17 protein-coding genes are annotated in these 21,899 nt (G+C 67.1%); 5 read left to right on the top strand and 12 right to left on the bottom strand.

Going from position 1 to position 21,899, the window contains the following annotated elements; genetic code table 11:
* Positions 1–31: 31 nt before the first annotated feature.
* The 8 genes from SGR02S_RS14665 to SGR02S_RS14630 are packed head-to-tail and all read right to left on the bottom strand — an operon-like array spanning position 32 to position 11,567.
* Positions 32–301 (bottom strand): MoaD/ThiS family protein, encoded by a 270-nt coding sequence (locus SGR02S_RS14665; protein WP_076077125.1) that lies wholly within the window; start codon positions 299–301, stop codon positions 32–34.
* A gap of 1 nt (position 302) precedes the next feature.
* The gene (gene moaA, locus SGR02S_RS14660) at positions 303–1,334 is read right to left on the bottom strand and encodes a GTP 3',8-cyclase MoaA (protein ID WP_255211490.1); all 1,032 of its coding nucleotides are present in this window, start codon (positions 1,332–1,334) and stop codon (positions 303–305) included.
* Positions 1,331–2,143 carry a peptidylprolyl isomerase gene (locus SGR02S_RS14655; protein WP_067111373.1) on the bottom strand — a complete coding sequence of 271 codons (813 nt, stop codon included), beginning with the start codon at positions 2,141–2,143 and terminating at the stop codon, positions 1,331–1,333. The genes moaA and SGR02S_RS14655 overlap by 4 nt, the downstream gene beginning before the upstream one ends.
* The gene (gene narI, locus SGR02S_RS14650; RefSeq protein ID WP_067111369.1) at positions 2,136–2,837 is read right to left on the bottom strand and encodes a respiratory nitrate reductase subunit gamma; all 702 of its coding nucleotides are present in this window, start codon (positions 2,835–2,837) and stop codon (positions 2,136–2,138) included. Before narI ends, SGR02S_RS14655 begins: the two co-directional genes overlap by 8 nt.
* A gap of 3 nt (positions 2,838–2,840) precedes the next feature.
* The gene (gene narJ / locus SGR02S_RS14645; RefSeq protein ID WP_067111364.1) at positions 2,841–3,545 is read right to left on the bottom strand and encodes a nitrate reductase molybdenum cofactor assembly chaperone; all 705 of its coding nucleotides are present in this window, start codon (positions 3,543–3,545) and stop codon (positions 2,841–2,843) included.
* On the bottom strand, positions 3,545–5,071 hold the full coding sequence (gene narH / locus SGR02S_RS14640) for a nitrate reductase subunit beta (protein ID WP_067111361.1): 1,527 nt from the start codon (positions 5,069–5,071) through the stop codon (positions 3,545–3,547). The genes narJ and narH overlap by 1 nt, the downstream gene beginning before the upstream one ends.
* Positions 5,068–8,805, bottom strand: a complete 3,738-nt coding sequence (locus SGR02S_RS14635) for a nitrate reductase subunit alpha (protein WP_067111358.1) — start codon at positions 8,803–8,805, stop codon at positions 5,068–5,070. The genes narH and SGR02S_RS14635 overlap by 4 nt, the downstream gene beginning before the upstream one ends.
* Complete coding sequence (locus SGR02S_RS14630; RefSeq protein WP_218000139.1) at positions 8,802–11,567, bottom strand: nitrate/nitrite transporter; 2,766 nt, start codon at positions 11,565–11,567, stop codon at positions 8,802–8,804. The genes SGR02S_RS14635 and SGR02S_RS14630 overlap by 4 nt, the downstream gene beginning before the upstream one ends.
* 209 nt (positions 11,568–11,776) lie before the next feature.
* Between SGR02S_RS14630 and SGR02S_RS14625 the strand changes: the two genes are divergently transcribed.
* Positions 11,777–12,469, top strand: coding sequence for a helix-turn-helix domain-containing protein (locus SGR02S_RS14625; protein ID WP_067111353.1), 693 nt, complete (start codon positions 11,777–11,779; stop codon positions 12,467–12,469).
* 116 nt (positions 12,470–12,585) lie between these two features.
* Here SGR02S_RS14625 and SGR02S_RS14620 read toward each other — a convergent pair whose 3' ends face one another.
* The 4 genes from SGR02S_RS14620 to SGR02S_RS14605 all read right to left on the bottom strand — a co-directional run bounded on the left by SGR02S_RS14620 (position 12,586) and on the right by SGR02S_RS14605 (position 16,712).
* The gene (locus tag SGR02S_RS14620) at positions 12,586–13,863 is read right to left on the bottom strand and encodes an alginate export family protein (RefSeq protein WP_156483094.1); all 1,278 of its coding nucleotides are present in this window, start codon (positions 13,861–13,863) and stop codon (positions 12,586–12,588) included.
* A gap of 79 nt (positions 13,864–13,942) precedes the next feature.
* Positions 13,943–15,205 (bottom strand): TolC family protein, encoded by a 1,263-nt coding sequence (locus SGR02S_RS14615; protein ID WP_234002682.1) that lies wholly within the window; start codon positions 15,203–15,205, stop codon positions 13,943–13,945.
* A complete protein-coding gene (locus tag SGR02S_RS14610; protein WP_067111344.1) occupies positions 15,205–15,408 on the bottom strand; it encodes a YgaP family membrane protein in 204 nt (67 codons plus the stop codon). The genes SGR02S_RS14615 and SGR02S_RS14610 overlap by 1 nt, the downstream gene beginning before the upstream one ends.
* Before the next feature lie 26 nt (positions 15,409–15,434).
* Entirely contained in the window at positions 15,435–16,712 is a 1,278-nt protein-coding gene (locus SGR02S_RS14605; protein WP_067111341.1) for an NAD(P)/FAD-dependent oxidoreductase, read from the bottom strand.
* Between the two features lie 81 nt (positions 16,713–16,793).
* On the opposite strand from SGR02S_RS14605, the gene SGR02S_RS14600 reads away from it, so the two are divergent.
* Genes SGR02S_RS14600 through SGR02S_RS14585 form a run of 4 tightly spaced genes read left to right on the top strand, consistent with a single transcriptional unit; the run spans position 16,794 to position 21,733 of the window.
* On the top strand, positions 16,794–17,132 hold the full coding sequence (locus tag SGR02S_RS14600) for a rhodanese-like domain-containing protein (protein WP_067111338.1): 339 nt from the start codon (positions 16,794–16,796) through the stop codon (positions 17,130–17,132).
* A 28-nt stretch (positions 17,133–17,160) separates the two neighbouring features.
* Positions 17,161–18,213, top strand: coding sequence for an efflux RND transporter periplasmic adaptor subunit (locus SGR02S_RS14595; protein ID WP_067111335.1), 1,053 nt, complete (start codon positions 17,161–17,163; stop codon positions 18,211–18,213).
* A complete protein-coding gene (locus SGR02S_RS14590; RefSeq protein WP_067111333.1) occupies positions 18,210–21,422 on the top strand; it encodes an efflux RND transporter permease subunit in 3,213 nt (1,070 codons plus the stop codon). The genes SGR02S_RS14595 and SGR02S_RS14590 overlap by 4 nt, the downstream gene beginning before the upstream one ends.
* Positions 21,419–21,733 (top strand): ArsR/SmtB family transcription factor, encoded by a 315-nt coding sequence (locus SGR02S_RS14585; RefSeq protein WP_067111330.1) that lies wholly within the window; start codon positions 21,419–21,421, stop codon positions 21,731–21,733. Before SGR02S_RS14590 ends, SGR02S_RS14585 begins: the two co-directional genes overlap by 4 nt.
* Positions 21,734–21,899 lie beyond the last annotated feature (166 nt).

Below are 21,899 nucleotides of genomic sequence, written 5' to 3'. Positions count from 1 at the left end.
TTCGCGTCCGGCGTCAGTTCGACCTCGCCGGTCATCCGCCCGACACCGGCGGGAAAAGCGCCACGAGGTCGCCGGGCGCGACCCATGCGTCGCGCGGCGCCACGACCTCGTTGATGCAGGCGCGGATGCGGCCGCGCGCCAGCGGCTGCCGCAGCGCGGGATGTGTTTGCTCAAGCGCGGCGAGCATCGCCGTCACCGACAGGCCCGCGTCGGGAACCGCGATCTCGACGACCCGTCCGCAGGGGTCGGCCAGCCGTCCGCACAGTTCGATCTGCAACCGGGCTTCCTTTCCGTCCGTCATGTCAGCCCCCGATGGATGCGAGGTGCGGCGTCGCGCCGCTGTTGTTCTGGTGCAGCCGGTGCGCCGGCGCCTTGGTGGCGGTGAGCGCGCGGATGCGTGCGATCAGCGCCTCCGCGTCGGCATCCTGCTGCAAAAGCGGCCGCAGGTCGAGCCCCCCGTCGCCGAACAGGCACAGATGCAGCTTGCCGTCGGACGAGATGCGCAGGCGGTTGCAGCTGGCGCAGAAGTCCTTGGCATAGGGCGCGATGATGCCGATCCGGCCGCGCGAGGCGGGGTGCGCATATTCGACCGCCGGCCCGGCGCCCGCCGCGCGCGGCAGCCGCCGCCAGCCGGCCTGCTCCAGCCGGTCGATCACCGTCTGGCCGGCGAGGTGGCGCGTCTTGAAAAAGGCGGTGTTGTCGTTGGTGCGCATCACCTCGATGAAGCGCAGCGACAGGTCGCGCTCGGCGATGAAGTCGGTCATCGCCGCCAGTTCGTCGTCGTTGACCCCGCGCATCAGCACCGCGTTGATCTTGATGCTGTCGAACCCCGCCGCGCGCGCGGCCTCGATGCCGCGCAGCACCTCGGCCAGCCGGTCGTGCCCGGTGATCGCGGCGAAGCGGGCCGGATCGAGCGAGTCGACGCTGATGTTGATCGCGCTCACCCCCGCGTCGCGCCACGCGGCGGCGCGGTCCGCGAGCCGATAGCCGTTGGTGGTCATCGCGATCCGGCGGATGCCGGGCACCGCCGCGATCGCGCGCGCCGCATCCTCGAAATCGGGGCGCAGCGTCGGCTCGCCGCCGGTCAGCCGCACCTTCCACAGCCCGAGCCGGGCGAAGGCGCCGACCGCGCGCCGCATCTCCGCCACCGACAGGTCGGCCGGGCGCCCGTGCCGCTTGCGATAGCCGTCGGGCAGGCAATAGGTGCAGCGAAAGTTGCAGACGTCGGTCAGCGACAGGCGCAGATATTCGAACCGTCGCCCGATGGCGTCGGTCAGGCCGCGGTCGCCGTCCGGCGCCGTGGTCAGCCGGTCGCGGATGCGCTCGATCGTCACTGCACCAGCGGCCCGTCGGCCATCGGCAGCGCGACGCCCTCGACCGTCGTTTCGCTGGCGATGATGGACAGATATTGCGCCATGGCGCGGCGCGTGCTCGCTTCCTCCAGATAGTCGCGGATCGTCGCCTCGACCGCATCGAAGGGAAGCTGCTGCCCGTCGATCCGCCGCCCGGCCCGCACCACATGCACGCCATAGGGGGAGCGCACGGGTTCGCGGCACAACTCGCCTTCGCCAAGGCCGAACAATGCCTGCTCGAACGCGGGCACCGTCTGGCCGCGCCCGATCTGGCCGAGGTTGCCGCCCTGCGCCTTCGACGGGCAGGCGGAATGCTCGCGCGCCAGCGCGGCGAAGCAGGCGGGATCGGCCTCGATCTTGCGGATCAGCATCCGGGCGTCGCCGACCGCCAGCCCATAGGCGAAGGAATCGGCGGGGTCGGCCGACAGCAGGATATGCTCCGCCTCGATCAGCGTCTCGCTGGCGAAGCGGTCGCGGTGGCGGTCGTAATAGCGGCGCGCCTCCACGCTGGTCGCCTGGGGGACGCGCACCGCGCCGGCCAGCAGCGCGTCGATGCGGGCGTCCTCCTCGGCCAGCGTGCGGCCGTCGGCGTCGGTGCGCTCGTCGGCCACGATGCCCTGGCGGTCGGCCTCGTCGAGCAGCAGCTGGCGGATGACGAGCGCTTCGGCGGCCGCCGTCCACGCGCTGTCGGCGTCCTGCGCCGGGTGGTTCTGCGCTTCGGCGGCGATCGCGGCGGCCGGGATTTCCACCCCGCCGACCCGCACCGCGGCGCGTTCCATTGTGTCAGCCATGGCTCATGCTCCGCCGCGACCGGACGATCTGATAGCCGCCGCGCCACAGATAGCGCACGGGGGCCGAGAGCATGTGGACGAGGCGCGTGAAGGGGAACAGCAGGAAAATCGTCAGGCCAAGAAAGATATGGAGGCGGAATATCCAGTGCGATCCGTCGAGGAACAGCGACGCCGTGGGATTGAACGTGAAGATGCCGTTCGCCCACGCCATGAAGCGCACCATCTGCTCGCCGTCCATATGGCTGAGAGAGATCGGCACCGTGGCGAGACCGAGCGCCAGCTGCAACCACAGCAGGACGAGGATTCCGGTGTCCGCGAAGGCCGAGTTGGCCCGGATGCGCGGGTCGAACAGGCGGCGATGCAGCAGCATGGAGGCGCCGGCGAAGGCGAAGGCGCCCGCGATGCCGCCGCCAAATACCGCCAGCCCTTGCTTCCAGGCGTGCTGGATGTGAAAGCTCTCGTAAATCCAGATCGGCACCAACAGGCCGAAGATATGGCCGAACAGCACGATCAGCACCCCGATATGGAACAGCACGGAGCCCCACATCAATTGCCTGCGCCGCAACAGCTGGCTGGAACCCGAGCGCCAGCTGTAGGGTTCCCGGTCGAAGCGGATGATTGAACCCACGACCAGCGTCGCCAGCGCGATATAGGGATAGATCCCGAACAGCAGGTGATTGAGATATGTGTCCATGACTCAGTTCCTTGGGCTTGTCGTGGCCGGCGCGGGATCGCGCATGCGGTCCAGCATGCCGCTCACCTGCGGGCAGGGGGCATTGGGGTCGGGTGCGGCGTCGGCGGTGAAGCGGATTTCCTCCTCGGCCCATTGCCGGTCGAGCGCCTCCAGGTCGGCGGGGTCGTCGACGGGCGACAGCGCCTTCTGCGCGTCCTCGTCCTGTTCGACGCCGGCGATGTCGCAGAGCAGCGCGAGCAGCGGCGCATAGTCCGACTCGCGCTCGGCCAGCCGCGCCGCCAGCGCGACCAGGACAACCCCCGGTTCGGCCAGCGCCTCGCGCGCCGCCTCGGGCGGCAGCGTCGAGCAATAATCGAGGAAGAGCGGCAGATAGTCGGGCAGCTCGTTCCCCGTCGGCTCCAGCCCCGCGCCCAGATAGCGTTCGCGCAGGTCGACCATCGCCTGGCCGCGGTCGCGGCTTTCGCCGTGGACATGCTCGAACAGGTGCAGGCTGTGCGCCCGGCCGCGGTCGAACAGCTCGACATAGGCTTCCTGCGCGGCATAGATGTCGCTCGCGGCCAGCCGGGTCAGCAGCGGATGGAGCCGGCGGACGGTGTCCGGCGGCAGGTCCGCGTCGGCCGCCAGCCGCTCGCGGATCTCGCCGCAGACGGCCTGCAGTTCGGGTGTCGGATATTGCAGCAGCAGCGACAAGAGGTGCAGCGCGCGCATCAGAACACCTCCGTCGGCGTTTGCAGCTTCTTGCGCGCCGGGGCGCCGAACAGGTTCGTCTCGCTGGTCCCGCTCGAACAGCCGTTGCCGAACGAAAAGCCGCACGATCCGCGCTCGTCGAACATGTCCTCGGCATCCTCGCGGTGGCCCGTCGGGATGACGAAACGGTCCTCATAGTCCGCCAGCGCCATCACCTTGTACATCTCCTCGATCTGCGCGCCGGTCAGGCCGACGGCCGAGGCAATGCCCTCGTTCCGCACGCCCTCGACGGTCTTCGCGCGCATGTAGCCGCGCATGGCGAGCATCCGTTCGAGGCAGCGCGCGATCGGCTCCTCGTCGCCCGCGGTCAGCAGGTTGGCGAGATATTTGAGCGGGATGCGCAGCGACCGGACGTCGGGCATGCCGTTGTTGACCGAAATCTGCCCCGCGGTCGCCGCCGAGTTGATCGGCGACAGCGGCGGCACGTACCAGACCATCGGCAGCGTGCGATATTCGGGATGGAGCGGAAAGGCGACCTTCCATTCCATCGCCATCTTGTAGACGGGCGAATGGCGCGCCGCCTCCAGCCACGCTTCGGGGACGCCGTCCTTGCGCGCCTGTTCGATCACCGCCGGATCGTGGGGATCGAGGAAGATGTCGAGTTGCGCCTGATAGAGGTCCTCGACGTCCTCGACGCTCGCCGCTTCTTCGATGCGGTCGGCGTCATAGAGCATCACGCCCAGATAGCGGATGCGCCCGACGCAGGTTTCGGAACAGACCGTCGGCTGTCCCGCCTCGATGCGCGGATAGCAGAAGATGCACTTCTCCGACTTGCCGGTTTTCCAGTTGTAATAGATCTTCTTGTAGGGACAGCCCGACACGCACATGCGCCAGCCGCGGCATGCCTCCTGGTCGATCAGGACGATACCGTCCTCCTCGCGCTTGTAGATCGCGCCCGACGGGCAGGCCGCGACGCACGTCGGGTTGAGGCAGTGCTCGCACAATCGCGGCAGATACATCATGAAGGTGTTCTCGAACTGGCCGTAGATTTCCTTCTGGACGCCCTCGAAGTTGTAATCCTCCGACCGCTTCGCGAATTCGCCGCCCAGTATCTCTTCCCAGTTCGGGCCCCATTTCACCTTTTCCATCCGCTCGCCCGAAATCAGGCTGCGCGGCCGCGCGGTGGGGAAGGCCTTGCTTTCGCCCGCCTGCTGGAGGTGGGCATAGTCGAAGGTGAAGGGCTCGTAATAATCGTCGATCTCGGGCAGGTCCGGGTTGGCGAAAATCTTGGCCAGCAACCGCCACTTGCCGCCCATGCGCGGGCGGATCGAACCGCCCGCGGTGCGGACCCAGCCGCCGTTCCAGCGCTTCTGATTCTCCCAGTCCTTGGGATAGCCGATGCCGGGCTTGGTCTCGACGTTGTTGAACCAGGCATATTCCATGCCTTCGCGGCTGGTCCACACATTCTTGCACGTCACCGAACAGGTGTGGCAGCCGATGCACTTGTCGAGGTTGAGCACCTTGCCGATCTGGGCGCGAATCTTCATGCTACCGTCTCCCCTTCGGCGAGGGCCCCTTCGAGCCAGTCGACCTTCTGCAATTTGCGGACGATCACATATTCGTCGCGGTTGGACCCGACCGTTCCATAATAGTTGAAGCCATAGGCCAGATGGGCATAGCCGCCGATCATGTGCGTGGGCTTCAGGACCGCGCGCGTCACCGAATTATGGATGCCGCCGCGCTGTCCGGTCAGCGGCGATCCGGGGACGTTCACGATCTTCTCCTGCGCGTGATACATGAACAGCGTGCCCTCCTTCATGCGCTGCGAGACGACGACGCGCGCGACGAGCGCCCCGTTGCTGTTGAAAACCTCCACCCAGTCGTTGTCGACCAGCCCCGCCTTGGCGGCGTCGACCTCGCTCATCCACACGATCGGCCCGCCGCGCGACAGCGTCAGCATCAGCAGATTGTCGGTGTAGGTCGAATGGATGCCCCATTTCTGGTGCGGGGTGATGAAGTTGAGGATGACGTGCGGCGCATCCTTCGCCTCGTCGATCATCGGCTTCACCGCCTTGGTGTCGATGGGCGGGCGATAGACGCAGAAGCCTTCGCCGAAGGCGCGCATCCACTTGTGATCCTGATACAGCTGCTGCCGCCCGGTCAGCGTCCGCCACGGGATCAGTTCGTGGACGTTGGTATAGCCGGCGTTGTAGCAGACATGCTCGCTCTCCAGCCCCGACCATGTGGGGGAGGAGATGATCTTGCGCGGTTGCGCCTGGATGTCGCGGAACCGGATCTTCTCCTCTTCCTTGGGCAGCGCCAGATGGGTGTGGTCGCGCCCGGTGTTCTGCGACAGCGCGCCCCAGGCCTTCACCGCGACCTCGCCGTTGGTTTCGGGCGCGAGCATCAGGATCACCTCGGCCGCGTCGATCGCGGTGTCGATCCGCGGCAGGCCCTTCGACACGCCTTCGTCGAGCACCGCGCCGTTCAGCGCCCGCAGATTCTCGACCTCGTGGTCGGTGTTCCAGCCGATGCCCTTGCCGCCGTTGCCCAGCTTCTCCATCAGCGGGCCGAGCGACGTGAAGCGCTTGTGGAGATTGGGATAGTCGCGCTCGACCAGCGCGACGGTCGCCATCGTCTTGCCGGGGATGGGCTCGATTTCGCCCTTGCCCCAGTCGGCGACGTCGAAGGGCTGCGCGATCTCGTTGGGGCTGTCGTGCTGGATGGGGGTCAGCACCACGTCGTGCTCGACCCCCAGCACCTCCGGCGCGACCTCGGAGAATCGCTTGGCGATGCCCTTGTAGATTTCCCAGTCGCTGCGCGATTCCCACACCGGGTCGACCGCGGCGGACAGCGGGTGGATGAACGGGTGCATGTCGGACGTGTTGAGGTCGTCCTTTTCATACCAGCTCGCGGTCGGCAGCACGATGTCCGAATAGACGCAGGTCGTCGACATGCGGAAATCCAGCGTGACGAGCAGGTCCAGCTTGCCCTGCGGCGCCTCGTCGCGCCACACGACTTCCTTGGGCTTCTGCCGGCCGGCCTCGCCCAGGTCCTTGCCCTGGACGCCGTGCGCGGTGCCAAGCAGATGCTTCAGGAAATATTCGTGCCCCTTGCCCGACGAGCCGAGCAGGTTCGAGCGCCAGACGAACATGTTGCGCGGCCAGTTGGCCGGATTGTCGGGGTCGAGGCAGGACAGTTCCAGCTCGCCCGATTTCAGCGCCGCGGCGACATAATCCTTCGCCTCCTTGCCCGACGCCCTGACCGCCTTGCCCACGTCCAGCGAATTGGTCTTGAGCTGCGGCGCGGACGGGAGCCAGCCCATGCGCTCGGCGCGGACGTTGTAGTCGATCAGGCTCGCGTCCCAGTCGCCCTCGGGCGCGGTGGGGGACAATATCTCCCCGACGTCCAGCGTCTCGTAGCGCCACTGGTCGGTGTGGGCATAGAAGAAGCTGGTGCCGTTCATGTGGCGCGGCGGCCGGTTCCAGTCGAGCGCGAAGGCGAGCGCGGTCCAGCCCGTCTGCGGCCGCAGCTTCTCCTGCCCGACATAGTGCGACCAGCCGCCGCCGGACTGGCCGACGCACCCGCACATCACCAGCATGTTGATGATGCCGCGATAGTTCATGTCCATGTGGTACCAGTGGTTCAGGCCGGCCCCCAGGATCACCATCGACTTGCCCCTGGTGATCTCCGCATTGTGCGCGAATTCGCGCGCGATGGTGATGATCTGGTCGGCGGGCACGCCGGTGATCCGCTCCGCCCACGCGGGCGTGTAGGGCATGTTTTCCGCATAATCGCGCGCGACATTCCCGCCGCCCAGCCCCCGGTCGAGGCCATAATTCGCGCAAAACAGGTCGAACACCGTGGCGACATAGGCCTTGCCGTCCTTCAGCGCCATTTCGCGCACCGGCACGCGGCGGGGCAGCACGTCTGAATGCTCGGTGCCCTTGAAATGGTCGTGCTCGCGGTTGCCGAAATAGGGGAAGGCGACATCGACGACATCGTCGTGATCGCTATCGAGGATCGCGGTCATGCGCAGGTTCGTGTCCGCGCCCCGTCCGTCCTTTTCCTCGAGGTTCCACTTGCCCTGCTCGCCCCAGCGGAAGCCCGCCGAGCCGAGCGGCGCCACCGGCCGGCCGGTGTTGGCGTCGATCGCCACCGTCTTCCATTCGGGGTTGTTGGCCTCGCCGAGCGCATCGGCGAAATCGGACGCGCGCACCAGCCGTTCGGGGACCAGCCCGCCCTTGCCGGGCACCAGCCGGACCAGCATCGGCATGTCCGAATATTTGCGACAATAATCCTCGAAATATTCGGCCTGCCGGTCGAGGTGGAATTCGCGCAGGATGACATGGCCCATTGCCATCGCCAGCGCGGCGTCGGTGCCCTGCTTGGGATTGAGCCAGAGGTCGGCGAACTTGGTCGCCTCGGCATAGTCGGGGGAGACGACGGCGACCTTGGTGCCGCGGTAGCGCGCCTCGGTCATGAAATGGGCGTCGGGCGTGCGTGTCTGCGGCACGTTGGAGCCCCACATCATCAGAAAGCCGGCGTTGTACCAGTCGGCGCTTTCGGGGACGTCAGTCTGCTCGCCCCAGGTCTGCGGGCTGGACGGCGGCAGGTCGCAGTACCAGTCGTAGAAGCTGAGGCAGGTGCCGCCGAGCAGCGATAGATAGCGCGCGCCCGCGGCATAGGAGACCATCGACATCGCCGGGATCGGTGAAAAGCCGACCACCCGGTCGGGGCCGTGGGTCTTGACCGTATAGGCGTTGGCGGCGGCGATGATCTCGTTCACCTCGTCCCAGGTCGACCGGACGAAGCCGCCATGGCCGCGGATCGCGGTGTAGCTCTTGCGCTTCGCCGGATCCTCGACGATCGACGCCCAGGCGGCGACCGGCGTGCGGATCGCCCGCGCCGCGCGCCACAGTTTGAGCAGGCGTGAGCGCACCATCGGATATTTCAGGCGCTGCGCCGAATAGATGTACCAGCTATAACTCGCGCCGCGCGGGCAGCCGCGCGGTTCGTGGTTGGGCAGGTCGGGCCGCGTGCGCGGATAGTCGGTCTGCTGCGTTTCCCAGGTGATGATCCCGCCCTTGACGTAGATCTTCCACGAACAGGAGCCGGTGCAGTTCACGCCGTGCGTCGAGCGCACGATCTTGTCGTGCTGCCAGCGCTTGCGATAGCCGTCCTCCCAGTCGCGGCTCTGGTTGGTGGTGACGCCGTGCCCGTCGGCAAAGCTTTGCTTCGTCTTGCGGAAGAAGGTCAGGCGGTCGAGCAGCTGGCTCATGCGGAAACTCCCTGGGTGAGGGTGGATGGGGCGGCAGGGGCGGGAACGCGTCCCCGCTCGATATCATACAGCAGTCCGCCGCGCCGCGTGTAGACGAACCAGGTCAGCGTGGCGCAGCTCGCATAGAAGAGGAGGAAGCCGATCAGCGCCGCCAGCGGCGACCCCGTCGCCGAAATGGAGGAGCCGAAGCTCTTGGGGATGAAGAAGGCGCCATAGGCCGCGATGGCGGAGGTGAAGCCGACGATCGCCGCCGATTCCTTCTCCGCCTGCCGCAGCTGGTCGGCTGCGGACAGATGCGGCATCAGGCGCGGTACCTCCAGCCGCATGATGTTGGGGATCATCTGGAAGGTGGAGGCGTTGCCCACCCCGGTGACAGCGAACATGAACACGAACATGCCGAGGAAACCCCACCAGCTTTCGGCTTCGAGCGCATAGATCACGCCGACGACGCCGGCCATCATCAGCAGGAACACCCACAAGGTGACCCGTGCGCCGCCCCAGCGGTCGGAAATCCAGCCGGTCGCCGCGCGGCTGATCGCGCCGACGAGCGGGCCGAGGAAGACGAACTTCAGCACGTCGACATCGGGGAACTGATGCTTGGCGAGCAGGGGAAGGCCTGCGGAAAAGCCGATGAACGACCCGAACGTGCCGGTATAGAGCCAGCTCATCAGCCAGTTGTGCTTGCGCTGGAAGATCACCGCCTGCTCGGCGAAGCTCGCCTTCGCATCGGCGATGTCGTTCATCCCCAGCCAGGCGAGGATCGTCGAGGCGATGATGAAAGGCACCCAGATGAAGCCCGCGTTCTGGAGCCAGAGCTGGCTGCCGTCGGTGGCGATCTGCGGCGTGCCGCCGAGCGCGCCGAACACCCCCGCGGTAATGACGAGCGGGACGCCGAACTGCATCACCGACACGCCCAGATTGCCGAGGCCCGCGTTGACGGCCAGCGCGCTGCCCTTCTGCGCCTTGGGAAAGAAGAAACCGATATTCGCCATCGAAGAAGCGAAATTGCCCCCGCCGAAGCCGCACAGCAGCGCCAGCACCAGGAAGATGAAATAGGGCGTCGCGGGATTCTGCACCGCATAGCCGATTCCGAAAGCGGGGATCAGCAGCGATGCCGTGCTCAGCGTCGTCCACAGCCGGCCGCCGAAGATCGGCACCATGAAACTGTAGAAGATGCGGAAGGTCGCGCCCGACAGGCCGGGAAGCGCCGCGAGCCAGAAGAGCTGGTCGGTGGTGTAGTTGAAACCGATCAGCGGCAGCTTTGCCACGACCACCGACCAGACCATCCACACCGCGAACGCCAGCAGCAACGCGGGCACGGAAAGCCACAGGTTGCGGTGCGCCACTTTCTGGCCGACCTCCTTCCAGAAGCCGGGGTCTTCCGGCTGCCACTCCTTGAGCACACGCGGCGAGCCGGTCGCGGCGTGAACGGCCTGCTGCGCCTTGACGCGCTCGGCATGGACCTTCGCCAGTTCGGGGAAAGGCGGCAGGGTGGTCGCTTCGGCGGCTTCGCGCTCCATCTGGCGGACCGCCGTGTGCATCCAGATGAAGGCGACCGCCACCAGCAGGAACAGCACGACGAAGCAGCTCGTCCAGATGCCGGTCAGGTCGCTGACGGCGCCGAAGACGATCGGCAGCACGAACCCGCCCAGCCCGCCGATCATGCCGACGAGACCGCCGACCGAGCCGACATGGTCGGGATAATAGACGGGGATATGCTTGTAGACCGCCGCCTTGCCGAGCGACATGAAGAAGCCGAGGATGAAGATCACGACCACGAAGGGGACGAGCCCCATCGAAGTCGAGAAGCGGATGTCGCCGTGGATGCCGTGAACCGTATAGTCGGTCGCCGGATAGGAGAGCATGAACAGCAGCACCAGCGACATGCCGAAGGTCATGTACATGACGCGCCGGGCGCCGAAGCGATCGGACAGCATGCCGCCATAGGCCCGGAAGACCGAAGCGGACAGCGAGAAGGCGGCCGCCAGCATGCCGGCGACCTTCACGTCGACGCCGTAGACTCCCATCAGATATTCGGGCAGCCACAGCGCCAGCGCGACGAACGCGCCGAAGACGAAGAAGTAATAGAGCGAGAAGCGCCAGATCTGCTCATTCTTGAGCGGGGCGAGCTGTTCCCGGAACGAACGCGGCGGAGTGCCGCTGCGTCGCCGGGCCGCGAGCGCCGGGTCGTCCTTCGCGAACAGGAAGAACAGCACCGCGACCGCGGTGAGCCCCGCCGCCCAGAACTGCGCCACAGCCTGCCAGCCGAGCGCGACCATCACCCAGGGCGCGAAGAATTTGGTGACCGCCGCCCCGACGTTCCCCATTCCGAAGACGCCGAGCGCCGACCCCTGTTTTTCGGGCGGATACCATTTGGACACATAGGCGACGCCGACCGAGAAGCCGCCGCCCGCGACACCCATCCCCAGCGCGGCGAGCAGCATCAGCGGATAGGTTGCGGCGTGCGACAACAGGAAGGTCGCCCCCGCCGATGCCAGCATGGTCAGCGGAAAGACGATCCGGCCGCCGAACTGGTCGGTCCACACGCCCAGAAAGACGCGCACCAGCGACCCGGTCAGGATCGGCGTGCCGATGAGCAGGCCGAACTGGGTCTCGCTAAGGCCGAGTTCCCTTTTGATTTCGATGCCGACAATCGCAAAGATCGTCCACACCGCGAAACACACAGTGAAGGCGACGGTGCTGAGCGTCAGCGCGCCGTTCTGCTGGCTTCGGGTCGGTTGCACCTGTGCTGTCGATGCCACTTTATTTTCCCCTTCGGGCATATGGTGGCCGTACCCATGCCGACGGGGCCGAAAAGCGCCGTTGACCTGCGTCAAACTTCGTCGGCATCAGCAGTAAAATCGCCCCCGCCTGATGCGGCGCAATCCAGACTTCGTCGAAAGCTGAAAATAGGGTGATAATAGTCAATCGAATGATTGACATTGCGCAATCATCTACGTAGCCGAGAGTGATGCGCAGCGAAGAAATTCCTGAAATCGCGACCCTGCCGATGTTTGCGGCGATGCAGCCCGAACTGCGCGATTCGGTCTTTGCCGCCGCCTTCCTTCAGGTGTTTCCACCCGCCCTCCGCCTGTTCGAGGTCGGTGCGCGTGCCGATTTCCTGCATATCCTCGTCGACGGGCTGGTGGAACTCTATACCGCGAGCGCGGGACGCGAGGTCACGGTTCAGCTGGTGCGGCCGGTTTCGAGCTTCATCCTGGCCGCGGCCTATACCGATCAGCGCTATCTGATGTCCGCGCGGACGTTGTCGGCGTCGCGCATATTGATGATCCCGTCCTCGCTGCTGCGCGACGCCATCGTCCGCGATAGCGCGTTCGCGCAGAGCGCGCTGACCGAAATCGCATTGCGCTATCGCACCGTGATCCGCGCGCTGACCGACATGAAGGTCCGGCAGACGCTCGAACGCCTCGCCAATTTCCTGTTGCTGGAAAGCAAGGCGCAGGGCGGTGCGGCCCAATTCACCCTGCCGGCCGAAAAGCGCGTGATCGCCTCGCTGCTCGGCATGGCGCCGGAAAATCTGTCGCGCGCCTGCGGCGCGCTGGCCGATCATGGGGCGCTGATCAACGGACCGACGGTGCGGATCGTCGATCGCGCGAAGCTCACCGCCCTTGCGCGGCCCGACATGGTCATCGACGACCAGTGACTATCAGGTCGCGCAAGGTGCGAAGGAATTGGGGTGGGATCGCAATAGGCCGAAGGACCCCACCCCGCCCGCTCCCCTGAAGGGGAAGGGGAATATCGTGCCGGCTGGGCCTGTCTCTAATAACGCGCCTCGATCGACAGCCACGCCTTGGTGGTGTCGCTGGCGAATCGCTGCGCATCGTAATGCGACAGCTTGAAAGAGGTCGTGATCCGCCGCGTCACCGGCACGGTCAGCCACGCCCCGGCTTCGCGACCGTAGTTTCGGCCGCCGTGCGTCGCGTTGAAATCGTGCCACTGCAAACGCAGCGTCGCCGGCGCATCGGTGAACACCGGACCCAGACGCCATTGCAGATCGCCATACAGGTCGCGCAGACCGTCGGCGGGCGTCGTCAGGAAGCGGTCGGTCCAGCCGTTGAACGCATGCAGCGTGGCGAGCGGGGTCTGAAGCGCCGTCGTGCCGTCGCCCTCCAGCCGTTCATAGCCGACGCGCGCGACGACCGGCCCGACCCCGAGGCCCGGCTCGATCAGCCAATAGTCGTGGCCGAAGCGGCGCGGATTGGCGCCATGGCTTCGCTGATGCGCATATTCGCCGGCCATATACAGCTTGACGCCGCCGTCCATGGCATGATCGCCCGCGAAGCGGACGCCCAGCGTGCGTGACGACAGGGCGGGCGCGGCGGGCAGGTCGAGCCAATAGCCATAGGCGGTCAACGTGCCGGCGGTCGGCACCGTCGCCGAGCCGCGCAACAGGTGGATGTTCGAATCGCGCCAGATTCCCTGCGGCGAATCGGGCCCGAACACGCGGTTGACCCGCCAGCTGTGCACATAGTCGATCCGCGCGCCCGCCGCGGGTGCGATCCCGACCCGCACCGCGTCGAGCGTCTGGTCGTTCTGGCGCCAGTCGACGCTGCCGACCCAGCGCTGGTTGTCGAGATTGACGGTCTGCCGTCCGGCGACGACGTCGAGTTCCCGCGCCGGCTGCCAGCGCACATAGGCCTGGTTGAGCAGGACGTCGGTCGGGTCGGGCACGGCCGGATAGGCGGTGCGGCCGTTGACCGTGTCGTTATAATCCCTGGGGCCGAGTCGCACGACCGCCTCGCCCTCGACCAACGCGCTCAGCCCGTTCCAGACCGCGGTGCGCAGCCCGGCGCGCAGCCGCAGCGTGGATGCTGTGGCCGACTGGGCGATGTCCGCCTGATCGACCGTTTCGAGGCGATAGCGGGCGTGCAGATAGGGGGTGATCGGGTCGGGCGAGGCGGGCGATACCGCGGGCGCCGATGGCGCGGACGTGCCCTGTGCCGCGGCGCTCGACCATGGCGTGACCGATCCGATCAGGACCATCGCCAGTCCATGGCGCCAGATCAGGGATGAGGATGCGGATCGGTTCTGTATCATGGCGGCGCTCTTGCACCTTCGCGCGCTTTAGGAATTGATATCCGTCAATTGCGGTCGGGAATATCGACCCGGACCCGTCTCAGCGTCCGATCAGCGCGAGGAGGCGGTAGGCGGCGACGATACGGTCGGCCTGTGCCACGGCCTCGCCAACCGCCGCCGCGGTTGCCTCGCGCTCGGCGTCGAGCCAGTCGAGCTGGGGTTTCATGCCCACCCGAACCTCGTGGCGGACGCTTTCGCGCGCCTGGTCGGCGGCGAGCCGCTGCCGGGCGGCGGCGGCTTCGACCAGTTCGGCGGTCCGAACATCCTGAAACGCGCCGATCGTCTGTTCGTCGACGGCGGACCGCGCCGCGCGGACCCGGGCGTCGGCCGCCCGGACGGCGCCGTCCGATTCGGCGATCTTCGCCGCGACGCGCCCGCCGGCGAACAATTGCCAGCGCGCGCGCACGCCGACCGTGGCGCCGTCGGCGCGGTAGTCGGGGAAGAACTGGTCGCGCAGCGTCGATCCTTCGGCGAAGGCTCCGACCGTGGGCAAGCGTTCGGCGCGTGCACCCCGCGCCGCCGCGCGCGCGGCCTCCAGCGCCGCCTCGGCCTGAATAAGGGCGGGGTTGTTCGCGCGCGCACTGTCGAGGGTCTCGTCGAGCGACGCGGGCATCGCCGGATTCGCCGGAAGCGGCCGCAGGTTCTGCGGCGCAAGACCGGTCAGGTTGGCGAAGCGCGCGTCCGCCGAGACGGCAAGGCCGCGCGCGCGTTCGAGCGCCGCCTGCGCCTCGGCGAGGCGCGCGGCGGCCTGGGCGACGTCGGTGTTGGGGCTTTCGCCGGCAGCGAAACGAAGCCGGGCGTGACGCTGGATTTCCTCCATCTGCCCGACCATCTGTTCGTAGAGCGCGATCATGTGCCGCGCCGTCAGTACGTCGCCATAGGCGCGGACCGTATCGACGACGATCCGGCTGCGGGTCATCGCCTCGCCGGCGCGCGCGGCCTCGCTGCCCGCCTTCGCCTGCGCGATCCCCGCGCCGACCCGGCCGCCCGTGAACAGCGGCTGCTCGATGACGAGCTGCGCGGCGCGCGGAGTGACGGTCGCCGCCGGAAGGCCGAAATAGCCCTGTGGGTCGAGCCGCCCCTGGCCGATCGTCCCGCTCAGCACCGCGCTGGGCAGGCCGTGACCCTTGGCCTCGGCAATGCGCGCGTCGGCGGCGTCGGCATCGGCGCGCGCAGCCTCGATCTCGGGCGCGTGGGTCATGGCGGCCGCGATCGCTTCTTGCAGCGTCGTCGCCTGCGCAGGCATGGCGACGCTCGCGAGCAGGCCGGCCAGCGTGGGGAGGGCGATCGACCGCACGGACATCACCGGAAGGCGGCCCCCGGACGCACGCCGAACGCCTTGAACAGCCGGGCGGCAGGGCAGAAGCCGGTAAGGCTCGCCTGGAGCATGTTGAGGCCGGCGAAGGCCGTCAGCGCGATCCACCACGGATGCACGGTGAGCGACAGGGCGACGCCGATCAGCACGACGCATCCGGCGAACGCCATCACGGCACGGTCGAGGGTCATCTTTGCACTCCTTCTTTTGCGGACAGTCAGAAACGCAACTTGCGGATACCCATGACGTGAAGCGCCAGCTTCTCGTAGAAGGGTTCGCTCTCGCCCCGGCGGATCTTGCGCAGGAAATATTTTTCGAAGCCGATCTTGGCGAGATGGACCCATTTGCCGCTTGCCGACCAGTTGACGTTGCGCGGCGGAATCTGCGGCTGGGCGACGAAGGCGACGCCGCCGTCGCCGAAGTCGGCGAGGCACACGGCGTTCCACGTCGCCTCGGCCGCCGGTTCCTTGCCGTCGAGGATTGCCGCGATGTTGGCGGCGATCGCCGTCACCATCGATTCGATCATGAAGCCGGTCTTGGGAACGCCGACCGGCACCGGGGTCGGACCCGTCGGCGGAATGGCGACGCAGACGCCGAGCGCGAAGATTTCGGGAAAGGCGGGGTTGCGCTGGCAACTGTCGACGATGACGAAGCCGCGCGGATTGGTCAGCCCCGCGATGTCGCGGATGGCGGGGACGCCACGGAAGGCAGGGAGCAGCATCGAATAGCCAAAGGGCAGGTCGTGCGTTTTCCTGACCGCGCCGTCCTCACCCACTTCTTCGACATGCATGACATCGGGCTCGACCCCGGTCACGCGCGCATTGGTGATCCATTTGATGTGGCGCTCGCGCAGTTCGCTTTCGAGCAGCGACTTGGTGTCGCCCACGCCGTCGAGGCCGAGGTGCCCGATATAGGGTTCGGCGGTGACGAAGGTCATCGGCACCTTGTCGCGAATCTTGCGGCGGCGGAGTTCGGTATCGAGGATCAGCGCGAATTCGTAGGCCGGGCCGTAGCAGGAAGCCCCCTGGACCGCGCCGACGACGATCGGCCCGGGGTTTGCGACAAAGGCGTCGAACGCATCGGCCGCGTCGGCGGCATGGGCGGTCTGGCAGATCGAGACGGTATGGCCCTGCGGCCCCAGCCCCTCGATTTCGTCGAAGGCGAGATCGGGACCCGTTGCGATTACAAGATAGTCGTAATTGACCGATGTTCCGTCCTTGAGTTCGAGTCGCTTCTCTTCGGCATGAAGCCGCCGGGCACCCACCGCGGAAAAGCCGATCTTCTTCCTTTCGAACACGGGCGGGAGATGGATCTGGATTGCCTCCGGTTCGCGCCAGCGCACCGCGACCCAGGGGTTGGAAGGCACGAAACTATATGTATCCGTGTCGGACACCGTCATCACGTCGGCGCGATTTCCGACTGCCGCCCTGATCTCGTATGCGGCGAGCGTGCCGCCAAGTCCGGCGCCCAATATCACGATCAGCGGCTTGTCCATCTGCAATCCCTCCGTCCCATATGTTGACTATATAAGATTTACATATTATATGCAACTATCAAGTCAAAAGGGGGAAAATCCATGTTCGGGTTGCGAAAGCGCGACGCTCACCGCGAGGTCGGACCCGCCGAGCTGCGCGCGATGCTGGAGGCCGGCCGGGCGCTCCTGATCGACGTGCGCGAGGCGGGCGAGTTCGCGACCGGCCATATCGCGGGCGCAGTAAACATGCCGCTGTCGAGCTTTTCACCTCGTAATATCCCTGATCCCGAAGGGCGGACGGTCGTGCTGCAATGCGCGGGCGGGCGGCGCTCCGGGCAGGCGCTCGATCAATGCGCGCGGGCGCGCAGCGCGATCGATACGCATCTCGCAGGCGGCATCGCCGCGTGGAGGAATGCCGGGTTTCCGGTGGTCGGCGGCTGAATGTCGCCGCGAGAAGGGATATAGCGGGATGGGCAAGGGCTATTGGTTGGCGGGCGCCGTTCTGGCGCTATCGGCCTGCGGCGGCGAACCGGAGCGCGGCGCGGCGGCCGCGGCGCTTCCCGCCGGTACCACCCTACGCCTTGCGGACGCCCAGATCGCCGACATGAAGGCGGTGGGCGCGGAGATTGCTACGCGCGATCAGGCCGAGGCGTTGGCGCGCATAGCCGGCACGCTCGTCACCCTATCCGTCCGCGAAGGCGACACGGTCGAAAAGGGCCAGCGCATCGGTATGATCGTCGATTCGCGGCTCGGTTACGAAACGAGTGCTTATGGCGCGCAGGTCGCCGCCGCCCAGGCCGAGGCCGCGCGCGCCAATGCCGATCTTGCCCGCATCCGCGACCTTTACGGGCACGGAGTTTATGCGAAGGCACGGCTCGATCAGGCGGTGGCGGCGGCGCGCGCCGCCGATGCGCAGGTCGCCGCGGCGCGCGCGCAGCAGGGCGCAAGCGCCAGCGTTGCGGGACAGGGCGCGGTGCTCGCACCCGCGAGCGGCCGCGTGCTTCGCGCCGATATTCCGGCGGGCTCGGTCGTCGCGCCGGGCATGTCGATCGCGACCGTCACCGCGGGCCCCCCGGTGCTGCGCCTGATGCTGCCCGAATCGGCCGCCGGGCAGGTTCGTCCCGGAGCCCGGGTGATCGTCGGCGATATGGGGCCGAACGATGCGGGCGCGCCTTCCGGGCCGCGCGAGGGCAGCGTGACGCAGGTCTATCCCGCGATCACCGGCGGGCAGGTCCGCGTCGATGCGACGCTGCCCGGCCTCGACACCCGGTTCATCGGCCGCCGCGTGAGCGCCTCGGTCGAGGTCGGGGCGCGTCGGGCGCTGGTGGTGCCGCGTGCTTTCGTCACCACGCGCTATGGCATGGATCAGGTCCAGCTCGTTACCGGCGGCAAGCGGCTGAGCATGGTCCCGGTCCAGATCGCCCCCACCACCGATCCGGATCGGGTCGAGATATTGAGCGGTGTGGTGGCGGGCGACACGCTGTTCGCTCCCGGAAAGCCCGCCAAGGCCGTGCGCCCATGAATCTCGGCATCTCCGGTCGCCTCACCAAGGCCACCATTGCCTCGCCGCTGACGCCGCTGTTCCTGCTCGCGGCGATCGCCGTCGGCCTGCTCGCCCTCTTCTCCATCCCGCGCGAGGAGGAGCCGCAGATCAGCGTACCGATGGTCGATATTCAGGTGATGGCCCCCGGCTTCTCCGCCGCCGATGCGACTGAACTGGTCGGCATTCCGCTCGAGACGATCGTCAAGAGCGTCGACGGTGTCGAGCATGTCTATACGCAGGCGCAGGACGACGGAGTGATGGTGACAGCGCGCTTCCTCGTCGGGTCGAACCCCGAAGATGCCGCGATCCGCATCGAGGAGAAGCTGCGCGCCAATTGGGATCGGAAACCCGTCGGCGTTCCCGATCCCAAGGTGACGGTGCGCGGCATCAACGACGTGCCCGCGGTCGTCCTGACGCTGTCGCCGAGGCCGGGCGCCGCGGGGCAATGGAACGACGGCAGCCTTTACGAACTGGCGGCGAAGCTGCGCACCGAGGTCGCCAAGGTCGACGACGTCGGACTGACTTTCCTCGTCGGCGGTCGCCCGGAGGAAATCCGCATCGCTCCTGACCCCGCGAAGCTGCGCCAATATGGCGTGCCGCTGGGTAGCGTGGTCGAGGCGGCGTCGCAGGCCAACCGCAGCGTCCCGCTCGGCACCGTCCGCGAGGACGGCAAGGCGGTCGGCGTGACCGCGGGCCGCACGCTGGCGTCGGCGCAAGAGGTGGGGCTGCTCACGGTGCGGTCCGTCGGCGGCGCTCCTGTCTATCTTCGCGACGTCGCGAGCGTCACACAGGGGCCGCGTGAGGATCAGGCGCGGGCGTGGCGCTGGGCGAAGTCGGACGATGGAACCGGGGGCAGCAAGTGGGACAGTGCGCCCGCGGTCAGCATTGCCTTCGCCAAGCGGGCGGGAGCCAACGCCGTTGTCGTCTCCGACGCCATCCTCGAACGCGTCGAAGGCCTGAAGGGCAAGCTGATCCCCGACGGCGTCGAGGTCGCCGTCACCCGCAACTATGGCGAGACGGCGAACGAAAAGGCGAACGAACTGCTGTTCCATCTGGCGCTGGCGACCGTTTCGATCGTCGCGCTGATCGGCTTCGCCATCGGCTGGCGCGAGGCGGCGGTGACGGCCGTGGTCATCCCGACGACGATCCTGCTCACCATGTTCGCGTCGAACCTGATGGGCTATACGATCAACCGCGTCAGCCTGTTCGCGCTGATCTTCTCGATCGGCATCCTCGTAGACGACGCGATCGTGATGATCGAGAATATCGCGCGCCACTGGGCGATGGATGATGGCCGCAGCCGCGCCCAGGCAGCGATCGAGGCGGTGGCGGAGGTCGGCAACCCGACGGTGGTCGCGACGCTGACGGTCGTTGCGGCGCTGCTTCCCATGCTGTTCGTTTCCGGCCTGATGGGCCCCTATATGGCGCCGATCCCGGTCAACGCCTCGGCGGCGATGATCTTCTCCTTCTTCGTCGCCGTCGTCATCGCGCCGTGGCTCATGATTCGCTTTGCCCGCAAGACGCTGGCCCACGGCCATGACGAAAGCGGCGGCAGGCTGGGGCAGCTTTACGCCCGCGTCGCCCATCGCGTGATCGACACGCGGCAGTCGGCGCGCAATTTTCTGATCGCGGTCGGCGTCGCGACGCTCGTCGCCTGCTCGATGTTCTATTTCAAGGCGGTCACGGTGAAACTGCTCCCCTTCGACAACAAGTCGGAGGTCCAGGTGGTGGTCGACATGCCCGAGGGGACGGCGCTGGAAAACACCAGCCGGGTTCTGGAGGATGTCGCGGGGATCGCGCGCACGCTGCCCGAGGCGATGGCGATGGAGCTTTACGCGGGCACATCGGCGCCGTTCAACTTCAACGGCCTCGTCCGCCATTATTTCCTGCGCGCGCAGCCCGAACAGGGCGACGTGATGGTGACGCTGCTTCCCAAGGGCGACCGCAGCCGGTCGAGCCATGACATCGCGCTGGACCTGCGTCAGCGGTTGAAGGCGCTGAAGCTGCCGGGCAGCGCCTCGATCAAGGTGGTGGAAACGCCGCCGGGGCCGCCCGTGCTCGCGACTCTGCTTGCCGAGGTTTACGGCCCGGACGCCGCCACGCGCCGAAAGACGGCGAACGAACTGGAGGCGATCTTTCGATCCATCCCCTTCATCGTCGACGTCGACAACAGCTTCGGCGCGCCGCGGCCCCGGCTCCGCCTCGACATCCAGCGCGACCGCGTCGATTATTACGGGCTTTCGCAGCGGCAGGTCACCGACAGTATCGCCATGCTCATGGGCAGCCAGACGGTGGGCTATGCCCCGCGCGGCGACGGACGCACGCCGCTTCCGATCACTATCGCGCTCGAACAGAAGGACCGGAGCTGGACGCAGGCGCTGTCGAGCACCCCCGTCGCGCAGGCCCCGGGCGGCCAGCTCATCGACCTGGGCGCCGTGGTCGAAGCGCGGGCCGAGGCGGGAAGCCCCGCCATCTTCCGGCGCGACGGCCGCTATGCCGACATGGTGATGGCGGAACTGGCGGGGGCCTATGAAGCGCCGATCTATGGCATGCTGGCGGTCGATCGGGCGGTGGAGGCCCATGACTGGGCCGCGAAGGGGCTGACGAAGCCCGCCGTCCGCCTCAACGGCCAGCCCGCCGACGAAAGCGTCCCGGCGCTGCTGTGGGACGGCGAGTGGGAGATCACCTGGGTGACGTTCCGCGACATGGGCGGGGCGTTCATGGTGGCCTTGCTGGGCATCTATATCCTCGTCGTCGCGCAGTTCCGCAGCTTCCGCCTGCCGCTCGTCATCCTGACCCCGGTGCCGCTGACGCTGGTCGGCATCGTCATCGGCCACATGCTGTTCCGCGCGCCGTTCACGGCGACGTCGATGATCGGCTTCATCGCGCTGGCCGGCATCATCGTGCGCAATTCGATCCTGCTGGTCGATTTCATCCGCCACGCCGCGACGCCCGACAAAGGCTTGCGCGACGTCCTGCTCGAAGCGGGGACGATCCGGTTCAAGCCGATCCTGCTCACCGCGCTCGCGGCGATGATCGGCGCGGCGGTGATCCTGACCGACCCGATCTTTCAGGGCCTCGCGATTTCGCTGCTGTTCGGCCTTGCCTCCTCGACGTTGCTGACGGTGCTGGTTATTCCCGCGATCTACATCCTTCTTCGAGACGACGGGAAGCCCGCGACCAGATGATGCCGCTCGACACGCCCCTGGCCCAACTCGCCCAGCACGCTGCGCATGCCGCGAGCGTGCTGAAGCTGCTCGCTCACGAACAGCGCCTGCTGATCCTGTGCCGGCTGATGGAGGGGGAATATGCGGTCGGGCAGCTGGTCGAGCTGTGCGGACAATCGCAGGCCAGCATGTCGCAGCATCTGGGGCGGCTGCGCGAGGGCGGGGTGGTCAAGACCCGCCGCGGCGGCACGACCATCTACTACAGCCTCGCCGATGACAGCGTCCGCAAGCTGATCGACATGCTGTGCGACCGCTTCGGGCCGCCCGACTGAGGCCATTGGGGCAAGTTTCGATCCCGTCGCCATTGCTTAAAGCCACAAAAGCCCCGCATGCGCATGGTGATTCTGCGTCCTTTGGGATTCGGGCTTCGGCGCTCGGCCTCATTCGTTCGTCATGCTGAACGCGTTTCAGCATCCATGGCCGGACCTTCCCTTTTGC

It is taken from the genome of Sphingopyxis granuli NBRC 100800, assembly GCF_001591045.1.
Classification (GTDB): Bacteria; Pseudomonadota; Alphaproteobacteria; order Sphingomonadales; family Sphingomonadaceae; genus Sphingopyxis; species Sphingopyxis granuli.
Note: the sequence above shows the minus strand (reverse complement) of the source record. Positions and strands in the feature narration are given on the sequence as shown.

Excerpts from the sequence above, each read along its gene's own strand:
- SGR02S_RS14590 (WP_067111333.1), top strand. The coding sequence starts at position 18,210 with ATGAATCTCGGCATCTCCGGTCGCCTCACCAAGGCCACCATTGCCTCG.
- SGR02S_RS14610 (WP_067111344.1), bottom strand. The coding sequence starts at position 15,408 with ATGACCCTCGACCGTGCCGTGATGGCGTTCGCCGGATGCGTCGTGCTG.
- SGR02S_RS14620 (WP_156483094.1), bottom strand. The coding sequence starts at position 13,863 with ATGATACAGAACCGATCCGCATCCTCATCCCTGATCTGGCGCCATGGA.
- SGR02S_RS14595 (WP_067111335.1), top strand. The coding sequence starts at position 17,161 with ATGGGCAAGGGCTATTGGTTGGCGGGCGCCGTTCTGGCGCTATCGGCC.
- SGR02S_RS14665 (WP_076077125.1), bottom strand. The coding sequence starts at position 301 with ATGACGGACGGAAAGGAAGCCCGGTTGCAGATCGAACTGTGCGGACGG.
- SGR02S_RS14585 (WP_067111330.1), top strand. The coding sequence starts at position 21,419 with ATGATGCCGCTCGACACGCCCCTGGCCCAACTCGCCCAGCACGCTGCG.
- narI (WP_067111369.1), bottom strand. The coding sequence starts at position 2,837 with ATGGACACATATCTCAATCACCTGCTGTTCGGGATCTATCCCTATATC.
- SGR02S_RS14600 (WP_067111338.1), top strand. The coding sequence starts at position 16,794 with ATGTTCGGGTTGCGAAAGCGCGACGCTCACCGCGAGGTCGGACCCGCC.
- SGR02S_RS14625 (WP_067111353.1), top strand. The coding sequence starts at position 11,777 with ATGCGCAGCGAAGAAATTCCTGAAATCGCGACCCTGCCGATGTTTGCG.
- SGR02S_RS14655 (WP_067111373.1), bottom strand. The coding sequence starts at position 2,143 with ATGGCTGACACAATGGAACGCGCCGCGGTGCGGGTCGGCGGGGTGGAA.
- narJ (WP_067111364.1), bottom strand. The coding sequence starts at position 3,545 with ATGCGCGCGCTGCACCTCTTGTCGCTGCTGCTGCAATATCCGACACCC.
- narH (WP_067111361.1), bottom strand. The coding sequence starts at position 5,071 with ATGAAGATTCGCGCCCAGATCGGCAAGGTGCTCAACCTCGACAAGTGC.
- SGR02S_RS14635 (WP_067111358.1), bottom strand. The coding sequence starts at position 8,805 with ATGAGCCAGCTGCTCGACCGCCTGACCTTCTTCCGCAAGACGAAGCAA.
- SGR02S_RS14615 (WP_234002682.1), bottom strand. The coding sequence starts at position 15,205 with ATGTCCGTGCGGTCGATCGCCCTCCCCACGCTGGCCGGCCTGCTCGCG.
- SGR02S_RS14605 (WP_067111341.1), bottom strand. The coding sequence starts at position 16,712 with ATGGACAAGCCGCTGATCGTGATATTGGGCGCCGGACTTGGCGGCACG.